The following is a 22,221-nucleotide window of genomic DNA, read 5'->3' as shown; positions in this document are numbered from 1 at the left end:
GCGCCCGGGCATAGGTCCCGACGGACGGGTGTTCAGTCGGCGTGGAGATCTTCGACTCGCTCGTCATCGGCGCGGGCCAGGCCGGCCTCGCGGCGTCCTACTTCCTCCGCGAGCGGCGCATCGAGCACCTCGTCCTCGACGCGAACCCCGGCCCCGGCGGCGCGTGGCAGCACCGGTGGTCGTCGTTGAGCATGGCGGACGTCCACGGCGTCGCCGACCTGCCGTCGTCGTCCGCACCCGACGGCTCGGCGCTCGCCGCCAACGTCGTGGTGCCCGACTACTTCGGCGGCTACGAGCGCGACCAGCACCTCCCCGTCGTACGCCCCGTCCGCGTCGACCGGGTCGAGAGCGAGGGCGACCTGCTCGTCGTCCGTGCCGGCGCGCGCACGTGGCGCACGCGCACCCTCGTCAACGCCACCGGCACGTGGACCCGGCCGTTCGTGCCCTGGTACCCGGGCATCGCCGACTTCATCGGCGAGCAGGTGCACACCGCGAACTACCCGGGCGCCGAGCACTTCCGCGGCAAGCGGGTCCTCGTCGTCGGCGGTGGCGCCTCGGCGGTGCAGCTCCTCGGCGAGCTCGCGCCCATCACCGACACCCTCTGGGTGACGCGGCGGCCTCCCGTGTGGCGCGACGAGTTCGACGCAGCCGCGGGCCTGGCCGCGGTCACCGCGGTCGAGGAGCGCGTACGCCGTGGGCTCCCACCGGCGAGCGTCGTCAGCGTCACCGGGCTGGCGTTGCGCCCGCAGGAGCAGGAGGCGGCCCGGCTCGGGGCGTACGACCGGCTCCCGATGTTCGAGCGGCTGGAGGCCGGGGGAGCCAGGTGGGCGGACGGTCGCGTCGAGCCCGTCGACGCGATCCTCTGGGCGACCGGGTTCCGGCCCGCGGTCGACCACCTCGCCCCGCTCGGGCTGCGCACGCCCGAGGGCGGGATCGCGCTCGTGCCGGTGCGCGGCAACGTGCAGGGCGCGACCACCTCGGTCGTCGACCCGCGCGTGCAGCTCGTCGGCTACGGCCCGTCGGCGAGCACCATCGGCGCCTCGCGCGCCGGGCGGCAGGCCGCGCTGGCGGTGTCGCGCCACTTGGCGTCCGCAGCCGCCGAGGACCTCACCGGGTTGGGCGCCTGACGCCCGTCACGGGTGCCGGGGCCGATCGCTCGCTAGTCTGGGCCCATGGGGGAGATCGAGAACCGCCCGCACGATCCGTCGCAGATGCGCATCTCCGACGCCGACCGCCAGCGCGTCGCCGACGTGCTGCGTGACGCCGCCGGGGACGGCCGCCTCGACCTCGACGAGCTCGAGGAGCGGCTCGAGCTGACGTTCGCGGCCAAGACCTACGGCGAGCTCGTGCCCATCACGCTCGACCTCCAGGCGACGGGCCCGGTCGCACCGCCGGCAGCTTCCCCCGTGCGCCGTCCGCAGCCGCAGCTGCCCATGGTCGGGCACAACTCCTCGACGGCGATCATGGGGGAGACCAAGCGGCAGGGCGTCTGGTCGGTCCCGGAGAACCACAGCGCCTTCGCGCTGATGGGATCGGTCGTCATCGACCTGCGGCAGGCGCACCTCCAGTCGCACGACACCCAGATCAACGCCAGCTCGATCATGGGCGAGGTCAAGATCATCGTCCCCGCGCACATGCACGTCGTCGTCGACGGGACCCCGATCATGGGCGACTTCACCCAGGGCAAGGACAAGGTGCCGGCGGAGATCGGCCCGGACTCCCCGACGCTCCGGGTGCGCGGCATGGCGCTGATGGGCTCGGTCAACATCCAGCGGCTGCCTGCTCCCGGCACGCCGAAGAAGTACCTCGGCACCTACTGATCGCCCGCCGATCCCGCTCGACCGTCTCACGGCAGCCGACCGGGTGCTGCGCCTCCACACCCGGTCTGACTAGTGTGGCCTGCGTCACTTCACTACGGATCGTCCGGCACGTACCTGCCGGTGAAGGAGCAGACAATGGCAACAGTGACGTTCGAGAAGGCCCAGCGGTGGTATCCGGGGGCCGATGAGGCAGCAGTTCCGGGGATCTCCCTCGAGATCGAGGACGGCGAGTTCATGGTGCTCGTCGGCCCGTCCGGCTGCGGCAAGTCCACCACCCTGCGCATGCTCGCCGGGCTGGAGGAGATCAACGACGGGAAGGTGTTCATCGGCGACCGGGACGTGACCAACGTCCCGCCGAAGGACCGGGACATCGCGATGGTGTTCCAGAACTACGCGCTCTACCCCCACATGACCGTCGAGGAGAACATGGGCTTCTCCCTCAAGATGGCCAAGGTCTCGGCCTCCGAGCGCAAGGAGCGCGTGGCCAAGGCGGCGGAGATCCTCGGGCTCACCGAGTTCCTCCAGCGCAAGCCCAAGGCGCTCTCCGGTGGCCAGCGCCAGCGCGTGGCGATGGGTCGCGCGATCGTGCGTGCGCCGCAGGTCTTCTGCATGGACGAGCCGCTGTCCAACCTCGACGCGAAGATGCGGGTGCAGACCCGCACCGACATCGCCCGGCTGCAGCAGGACCTCGGTGTCACGACGGTCTACGTCACCCACGACCAGGTCGAGGCGATGACGATGGGCGACCGCGTGGCGGTGATGAAGCTCGGGGTCCTCCAGCAGGTCGACACCCCGCTGAAGCTCTACGACAAGCCGGCCAACCTCTTCGTCGCCGGCTTCATCGGCTCGCCGCAGATGAACCTCCTCGAGGGGGTCGCCGGGGACGACGGCACGGTCAAGGTCGGTGGCTACGACGTGCCGGTCGACCCGACCGCCGAGCGCAAGATGAGCGGCAACGTCACCGTCGGCGTGCGCCCGGAGAACTGGCGCATCGTCGGCGCGAGCGAGGGCGGCCTGCCCGTGCTCGTGACCGTGGTCGAGGAGCTCGGGGCCGACAGCTTCGTCTACGGCACGTGCGACGTGCAGGGCACGCCGTCCAACGTCATCGTGCGGGTGGCGGGACGCCAGCACCCGCAGAAGGGCGAGCTGCTCCACGTGACCACGGACCCGCAGCACGTCCACGTCTTCGACACCGAGACGGGCGAGCGACTCTCCGCCTGAGACCTCCGTCGGATCGGCACGGGCCCCGGGAGCGCGAGCCCCCGGGGCCCGTCGCCGCCGGGCCGCCATACTGGGTGCCGTGCTCCCGTCCGACGTCGACTTCGAGAACAGGCTGCGTCGGCTGCTCCCCGACCTCCGCGAGACGCTCGGGCGGGTCTACGGCGCGGACGCCGTGCCCGGCGTGGCCGACCGGCTGGTCGCGATCGCCCGGGCGGCACACGAGGCGCGGCCGACCGAGCTGCGCGACCTCGACCTGCGGCGCGGCTACGCCCCCGACTGGTTCCAGCGCGAGGGGATGCTCGGCTACGCGGCCTACGCCGACCGCTTCGGCGGGACGCTGGCCGGGGTCGCCGAGCGGGCGCCGTACCTCCGCCAGCTGGGTGTCGGCTACCTCCACCTGATGCCCCTGCTGACGCCGCGACCGGCGCCGAACGACGGTGGCTACGCGGTGATGGACTACCGCTCGGTGCGGCCCGACCTCGGCACGACCGACGACCTCCGCGACCTCGCGACCGTCCTGCGCTCGCAGGGCATCAGCCTGTGCCTCGACCTCGTGCTGAACCACGTCGCGCGCGAGCACGAGTGGGCCGTCGCCGCGCGCGCCGGGGACGCGGACAAGCGCGCCTACTTCCTCGTGTACGACGACCGCGCGACGCCCGACGCGTTCGAGGTGACGCTGCCCGAGGTCTTCCCCGACTTCGCGCCGGGCAGCTTCACGTGGGACGACGAGCTGGCCGGCTGGGTCTGGACGACGTTCAACGACTACCAGTGGGACGTCGACTGGTCGAACCCGGCGGTGCTCTGCGAGTACGCCGCGATCATCCTCGAGCTCGCGAACCTCGGCGTCGAGGTGTTCCGCCTCGACGCGATCGCCTTCATCTGGAAGCGCCTCGGCACCGACTGCCAGAACCAGCCCGAGGTGCACGAGCTCACCCGGGCGCTGCGCACCGTCGCCCGGATCGCGGCGCCCTCGGTCCTCTTCAAGGCCGAGGCGATCGTCGGGCCGGCCGACCTGCCGGCCTACCTCGGCGTCGGCCCGCACGCCGGCAAGGTCAGCGACCTCGCCTACCACAACGGGCTGATGGTCCAGGTCTGGTCGATGCTGGCCGCGCGCGACGTGCGGCTGGCCTCCCACGCCCTCCAGCAGGTGCCGCAGCCGCCGGGGACCACGTCGTGGGTGACCTACGTCCGGTGCCACGACGACATCGGCTGGGCGATCGCCGACGAGGACGCGTGGGCGCTCGGGATCGACCCGGTGGCGCACCGCCGGTTCCTGTCCGACTGGTACTCCGGGTCGTTCCCCGGCTCGTGGGCGCGCGGCCTGGTGTTCCAGCAGAACGACGTCACCGGCGACCGCCGGATCTCGGGCTCGCTGGCCTCCCTCGCGGGGCTCGAGGCGGACGATCCCGGCGCGGTGCCCCGGATCCTGCTGGCGCACGCGATCGTGCTGTCGTTCGGCGGGCTGCCGGTGCTCTGGATGGGCGACGAGATCGGCCTGCCCAACGACCTCGGGTTCGTCGACGACCCCGCGCACGCCGCCGACAACCGCTGGGTCCACCGCCCGCGGATGGCGTGGAGCGAGGCGGACGCGGACCCGCACGGCATCACGAGCGGGCTGCGGCACCTCGTCGACGTACGACGCTCACTGCCGCAGCTGGCCGCCACGGTCCCCACGGAGGTGTGGGACCCGCGCGACCCGCGGGTGCTGCTCGTCGTACGACGTCACAGCGACGGGCCGCTGCTGGCAGCCGCCAACGTCAGTGACGAGGAGGCCTGGGTCGACGCGGACGTGCTCCACTGGCTCGGGCTGCACGTACCGGGCCTGCGCGACGCCCTCACCGGCACCGCCCCCTCACTGGTGGAGGGGGCGGTCCGGCTGGGTCCGTGGACTGCCGCCTGGTTGCACGACGGCGGCGCCTGAGGAGGTCGAGCCTCCGGGCTAGACGGCGTCCTGCTCCTCGCCGACCTGCTCGGCCTTGGCCATGACGTTGCCGCCCGGCACGATGCCGGCCTTGTCGTGGTCCATGGTGAGGTTGTCGCCGGTGGACGGGTCGAAGAGGTGGATCTTGCGGGCGTCGACCCAGATCGTGGCCTCGTCACCCTCGGCGATCCGGCTGGCGCCGTCGAGCGAGACGACCAGCTGCGTGCGCAGCGACTCGCCGTCGAGGTCCTTCTCGAGCTGCGCGAGCTGCTCGCGGACCTCGGGCGGCGCCTCGAACGGGATGTAGGCGTAGGCCTCGTTGCCGAGCCACTCCACCACGTCGACCTTGGCCTTGAACGTCGCCTCCTCGGTGACCTTGTCGCTGTCCACGACGCTGGCGTCCTCGAAGTGGTCGGGCCGGATGCCGGCGATGAGCAGGCCCTTGTCCTGGACCTTGGCGGCCTTGTCCTCGGGGATCGTGACCGTGCCGAACGGCAGCTCGACCTGGTTGCCCTTGACCGTCGCGGGCAGGAAGTTCATCGGCGGGGAGCCGATGAAGCCGGCCACGAAGAGGTTGGCGGGGTTCTCGTAGAGCTCGCGCGGGGTGGCGTGCTGCTGCAGGACGCCACGCTTGAGCACCGCGACGCGGTCGCCCAGAGTCATCGCCTCGGTCTGGTCGTGCGTCACGTAGACCGTGGTGATGCCGAGCCGCTTCTGCAGCCGCGAGATCTCCGTGCGCATCTGGCCACGGAGCTTGGCGTCGAGGTTGGAGAGCGGCTCGTCGAAGAGGAACGCCTCCGCGTCACGCACGATCGCGCGACCCATCGCGACACGCTGGCGCTGGCCGCCCGACAGGTTGCCGGGCTTGCGCTCGAGGTGCTCGTCGAGCTCCAGCGTCTTCGACGCCTCGCGCACCTTCTCGTCGATCTCCGACTCGGGCTTGTTGGCCAGGCGGAGCGGGAACGCGATGTTCTCGTAGACGGTGAGGTGCGGGTAGAGCGCGTAGTTCTGGAACACCATCGACAGGTTGCGCTCGCGCGGCGCGAGGTCGTTGACCCGCTTGCCGCCGATCACCATGTCGCCGCCGCTGATGTCCTCCAGGCCCACGATCATCCGCAGCAGCGTCGACTTCCCGCAGCCCGAGGGGCCGACGAGGATGAGGAACTCGCCCTCCTCCACGTCGATGCTCACGTCGTTCACGGCGGGGAAGCCGTCGCCGTACTTCTTGACGATGTTCTTCATCTGAATGCCAGCCATGAGCTGATCACCCCTTCACTGCGCCGGAGGTGAGGCCGGCGACGATCTTGCGCTGGAACAGCAGGACGATGACGATGATCGGAATCGTCGAGACGACGGCTCCGGCAGCCAGCAGTGACGCCGGCCGGTTGAACGGGTCGGCCCCGACGAAGAAGGACAGCGCGGCCGGGATCGGTCGTGCGTTCTCCGTCGAGGTGAGCGAGATGCCGAAGACGAAGTCGTTCCACGCGAAGAAGAACGTCAGGATCGCGGCGGTGAACACGCCCGGTGCGGCCAGCGGCACGATCACCTTGCGGAACGCCTGCCACGACGTCGCGCCGTCGACCTGGGCGGCCTGCTCCATCTCCCACGGGATCTCGCGGAAGAAGGCGGACAGGGTCCAGATCGCCAGCGGCAGCGTGAACGACATGTAGGGGATGATCAGCCCCGGCCAGGTGTCGTAGATGCCGAAGGTGCGCCACATGTCGAACAGCGGCCCGACGAGCGAGACCACCGGGAACATCGCGATCACCAGGGCCAGCGTCAGCACGAACTTCTTGCCGGTGAACTCCAGCCGCGCGATGGCGTACGCCGCCAGCGTGGCGATGATGACCGACAGGGCCGTCGCGATGAGCGAGATGCCGATCGAGTTGAAGATCGCCCGGCGGAACTGCTCGTCGGCGAGCACGTCGGAGTAGTTCTGCCAGCCTGCCCCGCCCCCCTCGGACGGGAGGAAGCCCGGGCTGCCGTTGGTGATGGCGTCCTGGCTCTTGAACGACAGCGAGATGATCCACGCCACGGGCAGCAGGCACCACACGAGGATGAGGACTGCGCCGATGACGACGCCGATCTTGTTCTTGGTGCTCATGTCAGCCCTCCTGCCGCGCTGCGGCCAGGTCGACGCGGAAGATCTTCACGATCAGGAACGCGATCAGCAGCACCGAGAGGAACAGCAGCACCGACAGTGCGGACCCGATCCCCAGCTGGAACTGCTCGATGACCTGCCGGTAGGTCAGGAACGACACCGACTCGGTGCCCTGCGCTCCCGCCGTCATCACGAAGATGTTGTCGAAGATGCGGTAGGCGTCGAGGGCGCGGAACAGGACCGCGACCATGATCGCCGAGCGCATGTTGGGCAGGATCACCTTCCAGAGCCGCTGCCACCAGGTGGCCCCGTCGACCTTGGCGGCCTCGAGCATGTCCTCCGAGACCTGGGCGAGGCCGGCGAGGAGGAGCAGCGACATGAACGGCGTGGTCTTCCAGATCTCGGAGACCATGATCGCGACGATGCCGCTGCCGAACTGGCCGAACCAGTTGAAGTCGTCGCCGATGAACGGCAGCCACCCGTTGACGAAGCCGTTGTTGTTGCTGAAGGCGAACTGCCAGGCGAAGCCCGAGACCACGGTGATGATGCCGTAGGGGATCAGGATCGACGTGCGGATGATGCCGCGGGCGAAGATCACCCGGTGCATGACCATGGCGAAGACGAAGCCGATGACCAGCTCGAACGCCACGGTCACGACCATGATCAGCACGGTCACCGCGGTGTCGCGCCAGAACAGTGAGTCCGTCAGGGCGGTGACGTAGTTGCCCAGCCCGATGAACTTGCGGTCGTCGGGTGCGGTGAGGGAGTAGTTGAAGAGGCTGAGGTAGAGCGCCCGCAGCATCGGGAACGCGGTCACCAGCAGCATCAGGAAGATGGCGGGTGCCACCAACCGGATGCCGAGGCTGTTCTCGGCCCGCGAGCGGTCGCTCATCGCCGCGCGCTTGCTCGCCTTCGTGTCGGGGGCGACGGTCGTGCTCGTCACAGGAGCCTCTTTCCGGCCAGGACGTCGGCGAGGTACTCGGCCGACTTCTTCGGCGTCGAGTCGGGGTTCACCGAGGTCGGGGAGTGCCAGACCGACTGCACCGCACTCGAGATCTGGCTGTAGAACGGGCTCTTCGGCCGCGGTCCGCCCTCGTCCACGCTGGTGCGGTAGAGGTCGAGCAGGTCCTCGGGGAAGTCACCGGTGGCGGCGACCTTCTCGTAGGCCGAGTTGGTCGACGGCATCAGGCCGTCGTTGACCGCCAGGTCGACCTGCGCCTCCGTGGAGGTGATGCACTGGGCGGCCTCCATCGCGAAGTCGCCGTTGTCGGAGTAGGCGCCGACGCCGATGTCGATGCCGCCGATCGGGGGCTTGGAGGCCTCGCCCTCGACCGTCTGCGGGTAGCGCGCCCAGCCGAGGTCCTCGAACTGCTGCTCGTCGGCCGGTCCGCCCGGCTTGCCGACCAGGCCCTTGTAGTTGGCGTAGACGAACGTCCAGTTGACCATGAACTCGCCCGGGCCCTCGGCCGGGAACATCTGGCCGAGGCTGGTGCCCTCGTTGGAGACCGTGAAGTCCGCCTGGGCGGCCTTGCTGTCGGCGAGCTTCTGGATCACCGCTGCCGCGTCGCGGCCGGCGTCGCTGTCGAGGTCGACCTTCGCGTCGCGGCCGGCCTCGGTGTCGCTGACGATGTCGCCACCGGCACCCTGCATCAGGGCGTTGATCCACACCACGTAGGCCTCGTACTTGTTGGCCTGAACGCCGACCGTGCCGCCCTCCTTGTCGGCCGCGTCGATGACCTGGTCCCACGTGACCGGCTGGCTCATGTCGAGCCCGGCCGCCTCGGCGAGGGACTTGCGGTACCAGAGGACCTGCGTGTTGGCCCAGAGCGGGATGGCGTAGACGCCGTCGTCCCACGTGACGGTGTCGGCGGCACCCTCCAGGTAGTCACCACCGTCGGTGATGTCGCCGGCCAGGTCGTCCGGCACCTTCTCGAGCCAGCCGGCGTTGGCGAACTCCGCCACGAAGACCGGGTCGAGGTTCATCAGGTCGGTCGACGAGTCCTGCGCAGCGAGTCGTCGCGCCAGCTGGGTGCGCTGGTCGGTCGCGCTCGACGGCAGCTGCTGCACCGCGATGTCGTACTGGTCCGTGCTGCACTTCTCCGCGTAGGTGCGGAAGGTGTCGACCCCGTCGGGGTTGACGTACCAGTTCAGCGTGGGTGTTCCCGAGTCGCCTCCGCAAGCCGTCAGGAGGCTGCCGGCGAGGGCCAGTGTGGCCACCGATCCGGCGATGCGTCTTCCCCCTGGGCGACCCCGCGAACGCGACGATGATCGTGATGCCATGCGCCCTCCTCTGTATGACGTCGATCACTGGTCTATCCGGTGGCGATAGGGTTTGGCAACCGCACCCCCTCCCTTCGAGATTCCGCGGAATCCGCAACCCGAGAGGCCTGTCGTGAGTCGTTGGTTCGCGCCCGGACGCATCAACCTGATCGGCGAGCACACCGACTACAACGACGGTTTCGTGCTGCCCCTGGCCCTGGCGATGGGGTGCACGACGACGCTGTCGCCGGCCGCCGACGGATGGACGGTCGTGTCGGCGCAGACCGACGGTGAGGTGGAGGTGGAGCCTTCCGGCCTCGCCGACCGGCCCGACGTCCCCGACTGGACGACCTACGTCCTGGGCGCGCTGTGGCTGCTCCGGGACGACGGTGTCGAGGTGCCCCCGTTGCGGATCGAGGTCGACTCCGACGTGCCCACCGGGGCCGGGCTCTCCTCGTCCGCCGCGCTGGTGTGCTCCGTGGTCTGCGCGCTCGACGACCACCTCGGCCTCGACCTCGGGCCGGCCGGGTTGCTGGCGCTGAGCCGGCGCGTGGAGAACGACGCCGTCGGCGCCGCCACCGGCGGCATGGACCAGCTCGTCAGCCTCCGCGGCGAGGCCGGGCACGCCCTGTTCTGCGACATGCGCGACCTCACCTCCCAGCCCGTGCCGTTCGACCCGGCCGCCTCCGGCCTGACCCTCCTCGTCGTCGACACGCGCGCGCCGCACCGCCACGCCGACGGGGAGTACGCCGCTCGCCGCCAGGGGTGCGAGGAGGCGGCCCGCCGGCTCGGGGTGACCGCCCTCCGCGACGTGACCGCGTCAGGCCTCGACGAGGCCCTGGGCCGGCTGGACGACGACGAGCTGCGGCGCTACGTCCGCCACGTGGTCACGGAGGACGCCCGGGTGCTGGAGGCGGTCGAGGTGATGCGGGGCGGCAGGCTCGACGAGCTGGGGCCCCTGCTCACGGCGTCCCACGCCTCGATGCGCGACGACTTCCGGATCACCGTACCCGAGGTCGACACGGCGGCCGAGGCGCTGCTGTCGGCGGGCGCGGTCGGGTCGCGGATGACCGGCGGAGGCTTCGGCGGCTGCGTGATCGGGCTGGTCCCGGCCGACTCCGTCGACGCGGCGGGTGACGTCGTACGCCGTGCCTTCGCCGACGCGGGCTTCGGCGAGCCGACGGTCTTCACCGCCGCTTCGGAGGCCGGCGCGCGGCGGCTCGAGGCCTGACGCCCGGTCGTGAGTCTCCGGGAGACTCACGTGCCAGCAGCGCTCAACCAGCGGCGTCGGCGGTGCGGCCCATCGCCTCGACGACCTGCTGCCACAGCTCGGGTGGCAGGTCGTGGCCCATGCCGTCGATCGTGATCAGCTCCGCGCCGGGGATCGCGGCCGCGGTCGAGCGGCCGCCGCTGACGTGCACCATCTTGTCGGCGTTGCCGTGGATGACCAGCGCCGGGACGCGGAGGCTGCGCAGCCGGTGCGTCCGGTCCTCCTGCTTGAGGATCGCCAGCATCTGGCGCATCATCCCGCTCGCGCTGTAGCCGCGGTCGAAGGTCTCTCCGGCCCGCCTGGCCAGCTTCTCCGGGGTGCTGGGGAACTCCGGCGAGCCGATGACGCCCCAGAACGCGACGCTGGTCTCGACGTAGGACTCACGGCCCGGCTTCCGCGGGGCCAGCAGCGCAGGGATGATCCGCGGGTCCTGCCAGCCGACGGTGCGGCGCCCGGTCGTCGACATGATGCTGGTCAACGAGCGCACCCGCTTCGGGTGCTCGACGGCGATCGTCTGCACGATCATGCCGCCCATCGAGATGCCGGCGACGTGGGCGGACTCCCAGCCGAGGTGGTCCATCAGGGCGACGGCGTCGGAGGCCAGGTCGCTCATGGAGTACGGCGCCTTGGCCTTGCGCCCGCTGAACGCGCGGACCAGCTGGCCGCGGGTCACCCGCGCCTTGATCCGGGTGGACCGACCGGTGTCGCGGTTGTCGTAGCGGACGACGAAGAAGCCGGTGGAGGCGAGCAGCCGGCAGAAGTCCTCGTCCCACCAGTTCATCGGACCGCCGAGACCCATCACCAGCAGCAGCGGCTCACCGTCGGGGTCGCCGAAGGTCTGGTAGCACAGCTCGACCTCGTTGCCGACGGGCGCGAAGAGCTCCTCGGACACGACGGGTGCCTCGGTGCTGGCACGACGAGATGACATGCCCCCAGTGAACACGACGGCATACCCAAAACGATGCACAGTGGGGGATGTCCCCCATTCCTTGGGGGTTCTGGGCTAGGTTCGGCGACTGTGACGCATCGCACAGTGGCGACCTTCCTGACGCCGGACGGCTTCTCCCAGCCGCCCGTGGTCGCCGTCCTTCGCGAGGGCCGGGTCGTGTCGGAGGCGGGTCGCTACGCGGTGCGCGCGCTGGGCTCCCGCGGCGCCCGACGTCGTACGCCGTGCGGTTCCGCGCCCGTGCGCGCGACCGAGCCGGTCCTGCTGGTGCCGGGCTTCCTGGCCGGCGACTCCTCGCTCGCGCCGATGAGCCGCGCGCTGCGGTGGGACGGCTTCCGGACCTACCGGTCCGACATCCGGGCCAACGTCGGGTGCACCCTGGCCGCCGCTGCGCAGCTCGAGGAGCGCCTCGAGGAGATCTCCCAGCGACGCGGGTCGCGCGTCCGGATCGTCGGGCACAGCCTCGGCGGGATGCTCGCCCGCGGCGTCGCAGCCCGTCGTCCCGACCTGGTCGCGGGCATCGTGACGATGGGCAGCCCGATGCTGGCGCCCGGCGCCCACCACGCGTCGCTTACCCGCAGCGTCGACCTCTTGGTCCGGCTCAACCGGGCCGGGATGCGCAACCTGATGGCCGAGGACTGCGTGGCCGGCGTGTGCGCCCGCGAGAGCTTCGACCAGGCGCGGGCGCCACTGTCCGACGACGTGGACTTCACCGCCATCTACTCGCGGCGCGACGGCATCGTCGACTGGCGCGCGTGCATCGACCCGGCGGCCACGGCCGTCGAGGTGCGGTCGTCGCACCTGGGCATGGCGTTCGACCCGGACGTCATCGCCGCGGTCACGGCCGCGCTGCGCCCGGCCGCGCCGCTGTCAGTTGTCGAAGTCGATCGTGGAGAGATTGCGTAGCTTCGAGAGCTGGTGCTCGGCGGTGATGGAGCGGACCGTGCCGCTGCGCGAGCGCATGACGAGCGAGTGGGTCGTCACTCCGTTGCCGCGGTAGCGCACGCCGCGCATCAGCTCACCGTCGGTGATGCCGGTGGCCACGAAGAACGCGTCGTCACCGGTGACCAGGTCGTCGGTGCCGAGCACGAAGTCGCGGTCGAGGTTGTGGCCGGCGTCGAGCGCCTTCTGCCGCTCGTCGTCGTCCTGCGGCCACAGCTGGCCCTGGATCTTGCCGCCGATGCTCTTCATGGCGCACGCCGTGATGATGCCCTCCGGCGTGCCGCCGACGCCGAGCATCAGGTCGACACCGGTGTCGGGCCGGGCGGCCATGATCGCGCCGGCGACGTCGCCGTCGGTGATGTACTTGATGCGCGCGCCGGTCTCGCGGATCTCCTCGACCAGCTTCGCGTGGCGCGGCCGGTCGAGCAGCACGACGGTGACGTCGTGGATCGAGATGCCCTTCGCCTTCGCGACCCGGGCGATGTTCTCCTTGACCGGCAGCCTGATGTCGACGTGGTCGGCGGCCTCCGGCCCGGTGGCGAGCTTGTCCATGTAGAACACCGCGCTCGGGTCGTACATCGTGCCGCGCGGCGACACCGCCAGCACGGAGATCGCGTTGCTCATGCCCTTGGCGGTCAGCGTCGTGCCGTCGATGGGGTCGACGGCGACGTCGCACTCGGGACCGGTGCCGTCGCCGACCTGCTCGCCGTTGAAGAGCATCGGGGCGTTGTCCTTCTCGCCCTCGCCGATCACGACCGTGCCGCGCATCTCGACCGTGGAGATCATGTAGCGCATCGCCTCGACCGCGACGCCGTCCGCGTCGTTCTTGTCGCCGCGGCCGACCCAGCGGCCGGCGGCCATGGCGGCTGACTCGGTGACCCTCACCAGCTCGAGGGCGAGGTTGCGTTCGGGCTGCGGGGCGCTGGCGCTCATGGGGCGGATGCTATCGGCCGGGCACGCACTGGGAGGATGGGCCCGTGAGTGAGCAGCCGAGCCGGTACAACCGCTCGTTCGGCGGCATGACCGGCGCCCTGATCGTGACGGTGGTCTTCGTGCTGGCCTTCGTCGCGTGGCGCGGGATCTTCCGCACCGACACCGACGACACGCCCACGCCCGTCGACTGGCAGCAGAGCGTCCAGCTCGCCGAGCGGGCCGGCTACGCGGTCGTGCACCCGCGCGAGCTCCCGGCGGGCTGGACAGCCACGAGCGTCGACCCGCTGTTCGGCAGCGACGACCCGCGCTGGGGCCTGGGCGTCCTCACCGACGACGGCAAGTTCGTCGGCATCCGCCAGGAGCGCACGTCGGTGGACGACCTCGTCGAGACCTACATCGACGAGAAGGCCGAGCCCGGCGATGACGCGTCCGTGACCTCCGACATCACCGACACCTGGCAGACCTGGTCCGACGACGGTGGCGACCACGGCTACTCCACCGAGGTTGGCGACCAGAACCTGCTCGTCTACGGCTCCGCGCCGGTCGAGGACCTCGAGACGTTCCTCGGGCTCCTGACGCGCTGATCCGCCCGGTGGGCGGTGCGTGAGCCACGTTCCCGGCGCCCCGGAGGTGGCTGGGTCACCGCCAGCGGTCAGTCGGCGGACTCCGCGCCCGTCGCCTCGTCGAGCCGCTTGCGGGCCCCGTCGAGCCACTGCTGGCAGATCTTCGCGAGCGCCTCGCCGCGCTCCCAGAGGGCGAGCGACTCCTCGAGGGTGGTCCCACCGGCCTCGAGGGTGCGGACCACCTCGATGAGCTCCTCGCGGGCCTCCTCGTAGCCGGGGGTTGCGTCACTCATCGGGATCCTCCTGGATCAGGCTGGCTTCTTCGATGCGGTCGGTGGTGGCGTGGATCCGGCCGTCGGCGACCCGGACCGAGACGGCCGCGCCGGCGATGGCCTGCGCGACCGACGTGACGACGTGCCCGTCGGCGTCCTGGAGGACGGCGTACCCGCGCTGCAGCGTCGCCAGCGGCGAGAGCGACTGGGCGCGTGCGCGGTGGTGGCCGATGTCGTCGGCGGCGCGGTCGAGGCGGTGCGAGAGCGTACGACGAGCACGCGCCAGCAGGTCGTCGAGCTCGTCGGACCGTGCGGAGAGCAGGTTGCGGGGGTCGGCCATCGCCGGCCGCGAGCGGACCTGCGCGAGCCACTCCTGCTCACGGGCGATCCGCTGCGTGATCACCTGGCGCAGCCGGTCGCGCGCCCAGGTGACGCCGTGCGCCTCCTCGGCCATGTCGGGCACGACGAGCTTGGCGGCGTCGGTCGGGGTGGAGGCACGGACGTCGGCGACGAGGTCGAGCAGCGGCTGGTCGGGCTCGTGGCCGATCGCGGACACGACCGGCGTGCGCATCCCGTGGACCGCGCGGATCAGCGCCTCGTCGGAGAAGGGCAGCAGGTCCTCGATCGAGCCGCCGCCGCGGGCGACCACGATGACATCGACGTCGCCGTTGCGCTCCAGCCTGTCGAGCGCCTCCATCACCTCGGCGGCGGAGCGGGTGCCCTGCATCGCGGCGTAGGCCACCTCGAACTGGACGGCGGGCCAGCGGCGGCGCGCGTTCTCCAGGACGTCACGCTCGGCGGCGCTGTTGGGCGCGGTCACCAGGCCGACCCGGCCCGGCAGGAACGGCAGGTCGCGCTTGAGCTCGCTGGCGAAGAGGCCCTCGGCGGCGAGCAGCTGCCGGCGTCGCTCCAGCCGGGCGAGGAGCTCGCCGAGCCCGACCATCCGGATCTCGCGCGCGGCCAGCGAGAAGTTGCCGCGGTTGGCGTAGAAGCTCGGGCGCGCGTGGACGACGACGCTGGCGCCCTCGACCAGGGGCGGGTTCATCGAGTCGACGAGCGAGCGCGGGCACGTGAGCGTCACCGAGATGTCGGCGACGGTGTCGCGCAGCGTCATGAAGACCGTCTGGACGCCGGGGCGGCGGTTGACCTGCGCGATCTGGCCCTCCACCCACACCCCGCCGAGCTTGTCGATCCACTGCGAGACGGCGTTGGCGACCGCGCGCACGGGGGCCGGGGACTCGGCCGTGGCGTCGCGGAGTGAGGGCACGCCGCGAGGATAGGGGAGGGCAGCGACAGGACCGGCCGATCAGGCGGGGTCGGGCCCGTAGACTCGACCCCATGACAGACCTCGGCCTGCCCCCGGTGCTCGACCCGGAGACCGCGAAGAACGTCCTGCTGGCAGCGCCGCGTGGCTACTGCGCCGGTGTGGACCGCGCGGTCATCACGGTCGAGAAGGCGCTGGACCTCTACGGCGCCCCGGTCTACGTCCGCAAGCAGATCGTGCACAACAAGCACGTGGTGGCCAACCTCGAGTCGCGCGGCGCGATCTTCGTCGAGGAGCTCGACGAGGTGCCCGAGGGCCGGACCGTCGTCTTCTCCGCCCACGGCGTCTCCCCGGCGGTCCACGCCCAGGCGGCCGACCGCGGCCTCAAGACGATCGACGCGACCTGCCCGCTGGTGACCAAGGTCCACCACGAGGCCAAGCGCTTCGCCAGCGACGACTACGACATCCTGCTCATCGGGCACGAGGGGCACGAGGAGGTCGAGGGCACGGCCGGCGAGGCGCCCGACCACATCCAGCTCGTCCAGAGCCCCGCCGACGTGGCCGGCATCGTCGTGCGCGACCCCGCGAAGGTCGCCTGGCTGTCGCAGACCACGCTGAGCGTCGACGAGACCCTGGAGACGGTGGCCGCGATCCGGGAGAAGTTCCCGCTGCTGCTCGACCCGCCGAGCGACGACATCTGCTACGCCACGCAGAACCGCCAGCTCGCCATCAAGGAGATCTCCGCGGAGGCCGACCTGGTCATCGTGGTGGGCTCGCGCAACTCGTCGAACTCGGTCCGACTCGTCGAGGTCGCGCTCGAGTCCGGCGCGAAGGCGTCCTACCTCGTCGACGACCACACCGAGATCGACGAGGCCTGGCTCGAGGGCGTCGAGCAGGTGTCGGTCACCTCGGGCGCGTCGGTGCCGGAGGACCTCGTCGAGGGCGTGCTCGCCTTCCTGTCCGAGCGCGGCTTCCCCGACGCCCGCGCGGTCCACTCCGCCGAGGAGTCGCTCATCTTCGCCCTGCCGCCGGAGCTGCGTCGCGACCTGCGCGCTGCCCAGAAGGCCTGAGGCCCGGTCGTGGCCCGCTTCCTCGACATCCATCCCGACAACCCGCAGACGCGGCTCGTCACCCAGGTCGTCGAGGCGCTCCGCAACGACGAGCTGATCGCGTACCCGACCGACTCGGGCTACGCGCTCGGCGCGCAGCTCGGCAACCGCGACGGCCGCGACCGGATCCTGCGGATCCGCGAGCTCGACGACCGCCACCACTTCACGCTGATGTGCAAGGACTTCTCCCAGCTGGGGCAGTTCGTCCACGTCGACAACAACGCGTTCCGCGCGATCAAGGCCTCCACCCCAGGCCCCTACACCTTCATCCTCCCCGCCACCGGCGAGGTCCCGAAGCGGCTGATGCACCCGAAGAAGCGCACGGTCGGCGTCCGGATCCCCGACCACCCGCTCGTGTGCGCGCTCCTCGAGGAGCTCGGCGAGCCGATCCTCACCAGCACGCTGATCCTGCCCGGCGAGACCGAGGCGCGGACGATGGGCTGGGAGATCAAGGAGGACCTCGACCACGTCGTCGACATCGTGATCGAGTCCGGCGAGGTGACCGCCGAGCCCACGTCGGTCATCGACTGGAGCGAGGGCGAGCCCGTCGTCGTACGACGCGGGGCGGGCGACGTCTCGCGCTTCGAGGACTGACCGGGCACTTCGTGCCCGTCACGTGAGGTGACCGGGCACTTCGTACCCGTCCTGCATGGTGACCGGGCACTTCGTGCCCGTGTGCCGGGGACGGTCGGGCACGAACCGCCCGGTCGGCGGTTGGGACGGGCACGAACCGCCCGGTCGGCGGTTGGGACGGGCACGAACCGCCCGGTCGGCGTCAGCCGGCGCGGCGGCCGAGCTCGTGGCTGAGCTCGATCGCCATCCCGGTCTCGCTCTCGCGATGCAGCCGCCACCCGAGCCAGCCCAGGCAGAGGGCGTAGCCGACGAAGAGTGCGATGCCGTGGGTGGCGACGCCGGACACGACGGCCTGGAGCAGGCTGTCGTCGACCTCGGCCACCGCGTCGCGCGCGACGAGGGCGATGAAGGTGAAGACGGCGGTCATCAGCACCGGCGGCAGCAGGGCGACCATGTAGAAGTCGCGACGTCGCACGAGCGCGGCCAGGCCCAGGCACAGCGTCATGAAGCTGAGGTCGAAGAAGAGCGTCAGCCGGCCCGACAGGAGCATGTCGTAGCTGACCGCGGTGAGGGTGACCGCGACCCCGAGGGACACCACCTGGCGGCCCGGCTCGTGCCCGACCTCCCAGAACGCCCTCCAGAACCCGTCGGCTTCTGTCACGGGGTCAACCTAGGACCGATCTCAGGCGCCCGGCGCGCGGCGCGCCGGGTCGTGGGAGTGCCCCGTCGGGGGCTCGCCGACCAGCAGGTCGTCGAGCGTGGGCTCACCGACCGCGCCGGGGACCTCGTCGAACACGCCCAGCTCGGGGGCGGCCGTCGACCGCGGGACCGTCTCCACCTGGCGGGGCTGCTCGAGCGGTTCGGTGGTCACGCCCAGCTCCACGAAGCGCCGGGCCGAGACCAGCACGCGGCCCTCGAGCGAGCCCATCGCCTGGTTGTAGGCCACGACGCTCGCGTTGAGGGAGCGCCCCACCCGGTCGAGATGGCCGGCCATCGAGCCCAGCCGCGCGTGCAGCTCCTGCCCGAGCCGCTGCACGAGCTGGGCCTGCTCGTTGAGCACCTCGTGCTGCCAGCCCTGGGCCACGGTGCGCAGCAGGGCGATGAGGGTGGACGGGGTGGCGAGCACGACGTTCTTCGCCGAGGCCTGCTCGACGAGGTCGGGCACCGCCTGCAGCGCGGCCTGGAGGATCGCCTCGCCCGGGAGGAACAGCACCACGAACTCCGGCGTGTCGGGCATCGCCTCCCAGTAGCGCCGCGACCCCAGGTCGCCGACGTGCTTGCGGACGTGCTCGCCCAGCCGGGACAGCGCGCGGTCGTGCTCGGCCGGGTCGTCGGCGCTCGTCAGGTCGAGGAACGCCGCCAGCGGGGCCTTTGCGTCCACCGCGATCGTGCGCCCGCCCGCGAGGGAGACCACGAGGTCGGGCCGCAGCCGGCCGTCGTCGTAGGTCACCTGCTCGGCGAAGTCACAGTGGTCGACAAGGCCGGCGAGCTCGACGGTGCGGCGCAGGTGCAGCTCGCCCCACTGGCCGCGCACCTGCGGCTTGCGCAGCGCGGTCGACAGCGTGGCCGTCTCGCGACGCAGGGTGTCGGTTGACAGGCGCATGTCGGCCACCTGCTGGTGGAGCTGGGCCTGCCACGCGGTCCGGTCGTGGGCGAGGTCGCTGAGCTGGTCCTGGAGGCGCTCGAGGCCCTCCTGCACGACCGCGTGGTCGGCGACGCGCTGCTGGAGCGCCGCCACGGCGCCGTCGTCTGCCGGGCGGCTGCGCGACCACAGCACGCCGATCAACGCGCCCAGCGCGAGGCCGACGGCGAGGACCAGCGCCAGGGTGAGGAGCAGGGGGAAGGTGTCCATGTCCCCAGCATGGACGTCGGCACCGACACCACCCCGGCGACGAGGTCAGGCGCCGCGGAACGTCCGCCGGTACGCCGAGGGCGAGACCCCGACGCTGGTCCGGAGGTGCTGGCGGAGCGAGGCCGCGGTGCCCAGCCCCGCGCGGGCGGCGACCTGGTCGACGGACAGGTCGGTCGCCTCGAGCAGGTGCTGCGCGTGCCGGATCCGCTGCTGGGTGACCCAGGCGCCGGGGGACTGGCCGGTCTCGTCGCGGAAGCGGCGGGTGAAGGTGCGCACGCTCATCGACGCCTGTCGGGCGAGGGTCGCCACGTCGAGCGGCTGGTGCAGGTGGGCCTGCGCCCACGCGCGGACGTCGCCGGTGGCCTCGTCGCCGCGCCGCGGGACGTGCCGCTCGATGAACTGCGCCTGCCCGCCGTCGCGCCACGGCGGCACGACCATGTGGCGAGCGACCGCGTTGGCGACCGCGGTGCCGTGGTCCCGGCGCACGAGGTGCAGGCAGAGGTCGGTGCCGGCGCTGAGCCCGGCGGAGGTCAGCACCCGCCCGTCGTCGGTGAAGAGGACGTCCTCGTCGACGGCGACGTCGGGGTAGAGCCGGCGGAAGTCGTCGGCGTACTTCCAGTGGGTGGTGGCGCGGTGCCCGTCGAGGATCCCGGCGGCGGCGAGCACGAAGGCGCCGGTGCAGATCGACACCCAGCGGGCGCCGGCGGGCACGGTCGCCAGGGCGGCGCGGATGTCGTCCGGGAGCGTGCCGTCGCGCCGCGGGCCCGCGATCTGGGTGCCGGGCACGATCACGGTCTCCGCCGTCGCGAGCGCCTCGAGACCTGCCGACGGTGCGATCGCGTAGCCGCGGGTGGCCGCGACCGGACCTCCGTCGAGCGAGACGACCTGGACGTCGTAGAGCGGTCGCCCGGCGTCGTCGTAGGCCTCGCCGAGGACCTGCGGCGGGATGGTGAGGTCGTAGCCGATGACCGGCGGGATCGCGAGGACGACCACGCGATGAGGAGTCGTCATGGCCGGATTCTTGCACATGTTGGCATTTCGGCCACTCGTGCAGCGGTCGCCGCAGCAGCGAGGATCGTCCGGTGACCACGACGACGCCTGCGACCCCGACGGGCCCCGACGCCACGCGCCGACCGCCGCTGCACTGGGCCTGGGTCGTCGCGGCGACCGCCTTCGTGACACTGGTCGGCGCGGCAGCCTTCCGCTCGGTGCCGGGCGTGCTGATCGAGCCGCTGCACGAGGAGTTCGGCTGGTCGCACGGCCTGATCGGCTCGGCCGTCTCGCTCAACCTCATGCTCTTCGGCCTGATCTCGCCGTTCGCGGCCGCCCTGATGGACCGCTTCGGCGTCCGCCCGGTCGTCACCTTCGCGCTCGTGATGGTCTCGGTCGGCAGCGGTCTCACCGTGTTCATGACGCAGGCGTGGCAGCTGATCCTCTGCTGGGGCCTCCTCGTCGGCATCGGCACGGGCTCCATGTCGATGGCCTTCGTCGCGACGATCACCAGCCGCTGGTTCGTCGCCCGTCGGGGCCTGGTCAGCGGCATCCTCACCGCCGGCAACGCCACCGGCCAGCTGATCTTCCTGCCCGTGGTGGCGTGGTTCGCCACGAACCACGGATGGCGTACGGCGGCGCTGCTGGCGTCCGCGGCCGCACTGGCCGTCGTACCCCTCGTCCTGCTCTTCCTCCGCAACCACCCGGCCGACCTGGGCCTGAAGGCGCTCGGCGCCACCGAGGCCGACCCCGGCCCGCCGCCGCACCAGCAGGTCGGCTCGAGCGCCGGCCGCGCCCTCGCGGTGCTGCGCGACGCCGCGCGCACCAGGACCTTCTGGCTGCTCGCCGGCGGCTTCGCGATCTGCGGGATGACGACCAACGGGCTCATCGCCACCCACTTCGTGCCAGCCGCCCACGACCACGGCATGCCCGCGACCACCGCGGCCGGCCTGCTCGCCGTCGTCGGCGTCTTCGACGTGGTCGGCACCATCGCCTCGGGCTGGCTCACCGACAAGTGGGACCCGCGCCTGCTGCTGGTGGGCTACTACGTGCTCCGCGGCGTCGGGCTGATGACGCTGCCGGCGCTGATGGCGCCGCACGTCGAGCCGAGCATGTGGGTCTTCATCATCGTCTACGGCCTCGACTGGGTGGCGACCGTGCCGCCGACCGTGGCGATCTGCCGCGAGTGGTTCGGCGCGGCCTCCGGCCCGATCGTCTTCGGCTGGGTGTTCGCCAGCCACCAGGTCGGCGCGGCCGTCGCCGCCACCGGCGCGGGCCTGGTCCGCGACCTCACCGGCGACTACGACCCCGCCTTCTACGCCGCGGCCGGGCTCTGCGCGGTCGCCGCGTGGATGTCGTACGCCATCACGCGGCGGCCGGCCGTCGTCCTCAGCTGAGGTCGACCACGACCGGCGCGTGGTCCGACGGCGAGCCGGTGCCCTGCGCCGGGTCGCGCTCGTCCTTATCGATGAACGCACCGGTGACCCGGGAGGCGAGCGCGGGGGAGGCCAGCACGAAGTCGATCTTGAGCCCGCGGTCGCGCTCGAAGCGCTGGCGGTAGTAGTCCCAGTAGGTGTAGCCCGGCGCGTGGGCGCGGGTGACCTCGGCCCAGCCGTCGTCGAGGAACCCCTGGAACGCGGCGCGCTCGGGCGGGGTGACGTGGGTCGACTTCGCGAACTGTCCGATGTCGAAGACGTCGTCGTCGGTCGGGCAGATGTTCCAGTCGCCGACCATCGCGGTCTGGCCGTCGAGCCAGTCGCCGGCACTCGCACGCAGCCGGGCCAGCCAGTCGAGCTTGTAGACGTAGTGCGGGTCGTCGGGCTTGCGGCCGTTGGGGATGTAGAGCGACCAGACCCGCACGCCACCGCAGGTCGCGGCGATCGCGCGCGACTCGGCCGCGGCAGGATCGCCGTAGGGCGGCTGCCCGGGGAAGCCGACCTCGACGTCGTCGAGCCCGACGCGCGAGAGCAGCGCGACGCCGTTCCACTGGTTGGTGCCCGCGACGGCGATGTCGTAGCCCAGCGCCTGCAGGCCCATCAGCGGCAGCTGGTCCTCACGCGCCTTGGTCTCCTGGAGCGCCAGCACGTCGATCTCGTGGCGTTGCACGAAGGCCTCGACGCGGTCGATGCGGGAGCGGAGGGAGTTGACGTTCCAGGTCGCGATGCGCACGGCACCACCCTACGAA

22 protein-coding genes are annotated in these 22,221 nt (G+C 71.5%); 10 read left to right on the top strand and 12 right to left on the bottom strand.

The window, feature by feature from the left end:
* Positions 1-41 precede the first annotated feature (41 nt).
* The 4 genes from BLV76_RS02000 (at position 42) to BLV76_RS01985 (ending at position 4,962) form a co-directional block, all read left to right on the top strand.
* Positions 42-1,127, top strand: coding sequence for a flavin-containing monooxygenase (locus tag BLV76_RS02000; RefSeq protein ID WP_090967627.1), 1,086 nt, complete (start codon positions 42-44; stop codon positions 1,125-1,127).
* A gap of 45 nt (positions 1,128-1,172) precedes the next feature.
* Positions 1,173-1,820 (top strand): DUF1707 SHOCT-like domain-containing protein, encoded by a 648-nt coding sequence (locus BLV76_RS01995; protein ID WP_090967626.1) that lies wholly within the window; start codon positions 1,173-1,175, stop codon positions 1,818-1,820.
* Between the two features lie 135 nt (positions 1,821-1,955).
* Positions 1,956-3,041, top strand: coding sequence for an ABC transporter ATP-binding protein (locus BLV76_RS01990; RefSeq protein ID WP_090967625.1), 1,086 nt, complete (start codon positions 1,956-1,958; stop codon positions 3,039-3,041).
* Positions 3,042-3,336: 295 nt separating this feature from the next.
* Positions 3,337-4,962, top strand: coding sequence for an amylosucrase (locus tag BLV76_RS01985; RefSeq protein WP_090972206.1), 1,626 nt, complete (start codon positions 3,337-3,339; stop codon positions 4,960-4,962).
* 18 nt (positions 4,963-4,980) lie between these two features.
* Here BLV76_RS01985 and BLV76_RS01980 read toward each other — a convergent pair whose 3' ends face one another.
* Genes BLV76_RS01980 through BLV76_RS01965 form a run of 4 tightly spaced genes read right to left on the bottom strand, consistent with a single transcriptional unit; the run spans position 4,981 to position 9,280 of the window.
* A complete protein-coding gene (locus BLV76_RS01980; protein WP_090967624.1) occupies positions 4,981-6,219 on the bottom strand; it encodes an ABC transporter ATP-binding protein in 1,239 nt (412 codons plus the stop codon).
* A gap of 7 nt (positions 6,220-6,226) precedes the next feature.
* Positions 6,227-7,066, bottom strand: coding sequence for a carbohydrate ABC transporter permease (locus BLV76_RS01975; protein ID WP_090967623.1), 840 nt, complete (start codon positions 7,064-7,066; stop codon positions 6,227-6,229).
* Position 7,067: 1 nt separating this feature from the next.
* On the bottom strand, positions 7,068-8,006 hold the full coding sequence (locus BLV76_RS01970; RefSeq protein WP_245734501.1) for a carbohydrate ABC transporter permease: 939 nt from the start codon (positions 8,004-8,006) through the stop codon (positions 7,068-7,070).
* On the bottom strand, positions 8,003-9,280 hold the full coding sequence (locus BLV76_RS01965; protein WP_175539534.1) for an extracellular solute-binding protein: 1,278 nt from the start codon (positions 9,278-9,280) through the stop codon (positions 8,003-8,005). Before BLV76_RS01965 ends, BLV76_RS01970 begins: the two co-directional genes overlap by 4 nt.
* A 175-nt stretch (positions 9,281-9,455) precedes the next feature.
* On the opposite strand from BLV76_RS01965, the gene galK reads away from it, so the two are divergent.
* On the top strand, positions 9,456-10,553 hold the full coding sequence (galK, locus tag BLV76_RS01960) for a galactokinase (protein WP_245734500.1): 1,098 nt from the start codon (positions 9,456-9,458) through the stop codon (positions 10,551-10,553).
* Positions 10,554-10,596: 43 nt separating this feature from the next.
* Here galK and BLV76_RS01955 read toward each other — a convergent pair whose 3' ends face one another.
* On the bottom strand, positions 10,597-11,520 hold the full coding sequence (locus BLV76_RS01955; RefSeq protein ID WP_090967621.1) for an alpha/beta fold hydrolase: 924 nt from the start codon (positions 11,518-11,520) through the stop codon (positions 10,597-10,599).
* 90 nt (positions 11,521-11,610) lie between these two features.
* On the opposite strand from BLV76_RS01955, the gene BLV76_RS01950 reads away from it, so the two are divergent.
* On the top strand, positions 11,611-12,444 hold the full coding sequence (locus BLV76_RS01950; RefSeq protein WP_175539533.1) for an alpha/beta fold hydrolase: 834 nt from the start codon (positions 11,611-11,613) through the stop codon (positions 12,442-12,444).
* Here BLV76_RS01950 and glpX read toward each other — a convergent pair.
* Positions 12,409-13,413 carry a class II fructose-bisphosphatase gene (gene glpX, locus BLV76_RS01945; RefSeq protein WP_090967619.1) on the bottom strand — a complete coding sequence of 335 codons (1,005 nt, stop codon included), beginning with the start codon at positions 13,411-13,413 and terminating at the stop codon, positions 12,409-12,411. The two genes, BLV76_RS01950 and glpX, sit on opposite strands and share 36 nt — an antisense overlap.
* 44 nt (positions 13,414-13,457) lie before the next feature.
* Between glpX and BLV76_RS01940 the strand changes: the two genes are divergently transcribed.
* Positions 13,458-13,997: a DUF4245 domain-containing protein gene (locus tag BLV76_RS01940; RefSeq protein ID WP_090967618.1), complete on the top strand. Its 540-nt coding sequence runs from the start codon at positions 13,458-13,460 to the stop codon at positions 13,995-13,997.
* Positions 13,998-14,065: 68 nt separating this feature from the next.
* Here BLV76_RS01940 and BLV76_RS01935 read toward each other — a convergent pair whose 3' ends face one another.
* Together BLV76_RS01935 and xseA are read right to left on the bottom strand one after the other, a co-directional pair.
* Positions 14,066-14,269: an exodeoxyribonuclease VII small subunit gene (locus BLV76_RS01935; protein ID WP_090967617.1), complete on the bottom strand. Its 204-nt coding sequence runs from the start codon at positions 14,267-14,269 to the stop codon at positions 14,066-14,068.
* Positions 14,262-15,515: an exodeoxyribonuclease VII large subunit gene (xseA, locus tag BLV76_RS01930; protein ID WP_090967616.1), complete on the bottom strand. Its 1,254-nt coding sequence runs from the start codon at positions 15,513-15,515 to the stop codon at positions 14,262-14,264. Before xseA ends, BLV76_RS01935 begins: the two co-directional genes overlap by 8 nt.
* Positions 15,516-15,586: 71 nt before the next feature.
* Here xseA and BLV76_RS01925 point away from each other — a divergent pair, with 71 nt between their 5' ends.
* Together BLV76_RS01925 and BLV76_RS01920 are read left to right on the top strand one after the other, a co-directional pair.
* The gene (locus BLV76_RS01925) at positions 15,587-16,582 is read left to right on the top strand and encodes a 4-hydroxy-3-methylbut-2-enyl diphosphate reductase (RefSeq protein WP_090967615.1); all 996 of its coding nucleotides are present in this window, start codon (positions 15,587-15,589) and stop codon (positions 16,580-16,582) included.
* Positions 16,583-16,591: 9 nt separating this feature from the next.
* Positions 16,592-17,215 carry an L-threonylcarbamoyladenylate synthase gene (locus tag BLV76_RS01920; protein WP_090967614.1) on the top strand — a complete coding sequence of 208 codons (624 nt, stop codon included), beginning with the start codon at positions 16,592-16,594 and terminating at the stop codon, positions 17,213-17,215.
* A 181-nt stretch (positions 17,216-17,396) separates the two neighbouring features.
* Here BLV76_RS01920 and BLV76_RS01915 read toward each other — a convergent pair whose 3' ends face one another.
* Genes BLV76_RS01915 through BLV76_RS01905 form a run of 3 tightly spaced genes read right to left on the bottom strand, consistent with a single transcriptional unit; the run spans position 17,397 to position 20,057 of the window.
* The gene (locus BLV76_RS01915; protein ID WP_090967613.1) at positions 17,397-17,855 is read right to left on the bottom strand and encodes a DUF6542 domain-containing protein; all 459 of its coding nucleotides are present in this window, start codon (positions 17,853-17,855) and stop codon (positions 17,397-17,399) included.
* Positions 17,856-17,876: 21 nt separating this feature from the next.
* On the bottom strand, positions 17,877-19,046 hold the full coding sequence (locus BLV76_RS01910) for a DNA recombination protein RmuC (RefSeq protein ID WP_090967612.1): 1,170 nt from the start codon (positions 19,044-19,046) through the stop codon (positions 17,877-17,879).
* 45 nt (positions 19,047-19,091) lie between these two features.
* Positions 19,092-20,057, bottom strand: a complete 966-nt coding sequence (locus tag BLV76_RS01905; RefSeq protein WP_217630233.1) for a GlxA family transcriptional regulator — start codon at positions 20,055-20,057, stop codon at positions 19,092-19,094.
* A gap of 71 nt (positions 20,058-20,128) precedes the next feature.
* On the opposite strand from BLV76_RS01905, the gene BLV76_RS01900 reads away from it, so the two are divergent.
* Entirely contained in the window at positions 20,129-21,433 is a 1,305-nt protein-coding gene (locus tag BLV76_RS01900) for an MFS transporter (RefSeq protein ID WP_217630232.1), read from the top strand.
* Here the strand turns inward: BLV76_RS01900 and BLV76_RS01895 are convergent.
* Positions 21,426-22,205, bottom strand: a complete 780-nt coding sequence (locus BLV76_RS01895; protein ID WP_090967610.1) for an exodeoxyribonuclease III — start codon at positions 22,203-22,205, stop codon at positions 21,426-21,428. The two genes, BLV76_RS01900 and BLV76_RS01895, sit on opposite strands and share 8 nt — an antisense overlap.
* Positions 22,206-22,221: the final 16 nt, after the last annotated feature.

It is taken from the genome of Nocardioides exalbidus (assembly GCF_900105585.1).
Classification (GTDB): domain Bacteria; phylum Actinomycetota; class Actinomycetes; order Propionibacteriales; family Nocardioidaceae; genus Nocardioides; species Nocardioides exalbidus.
Note: the sequence above shows the minus strand (reverse complement) of the source record. Positions and strands in the feature narration are given on the sequence as shown.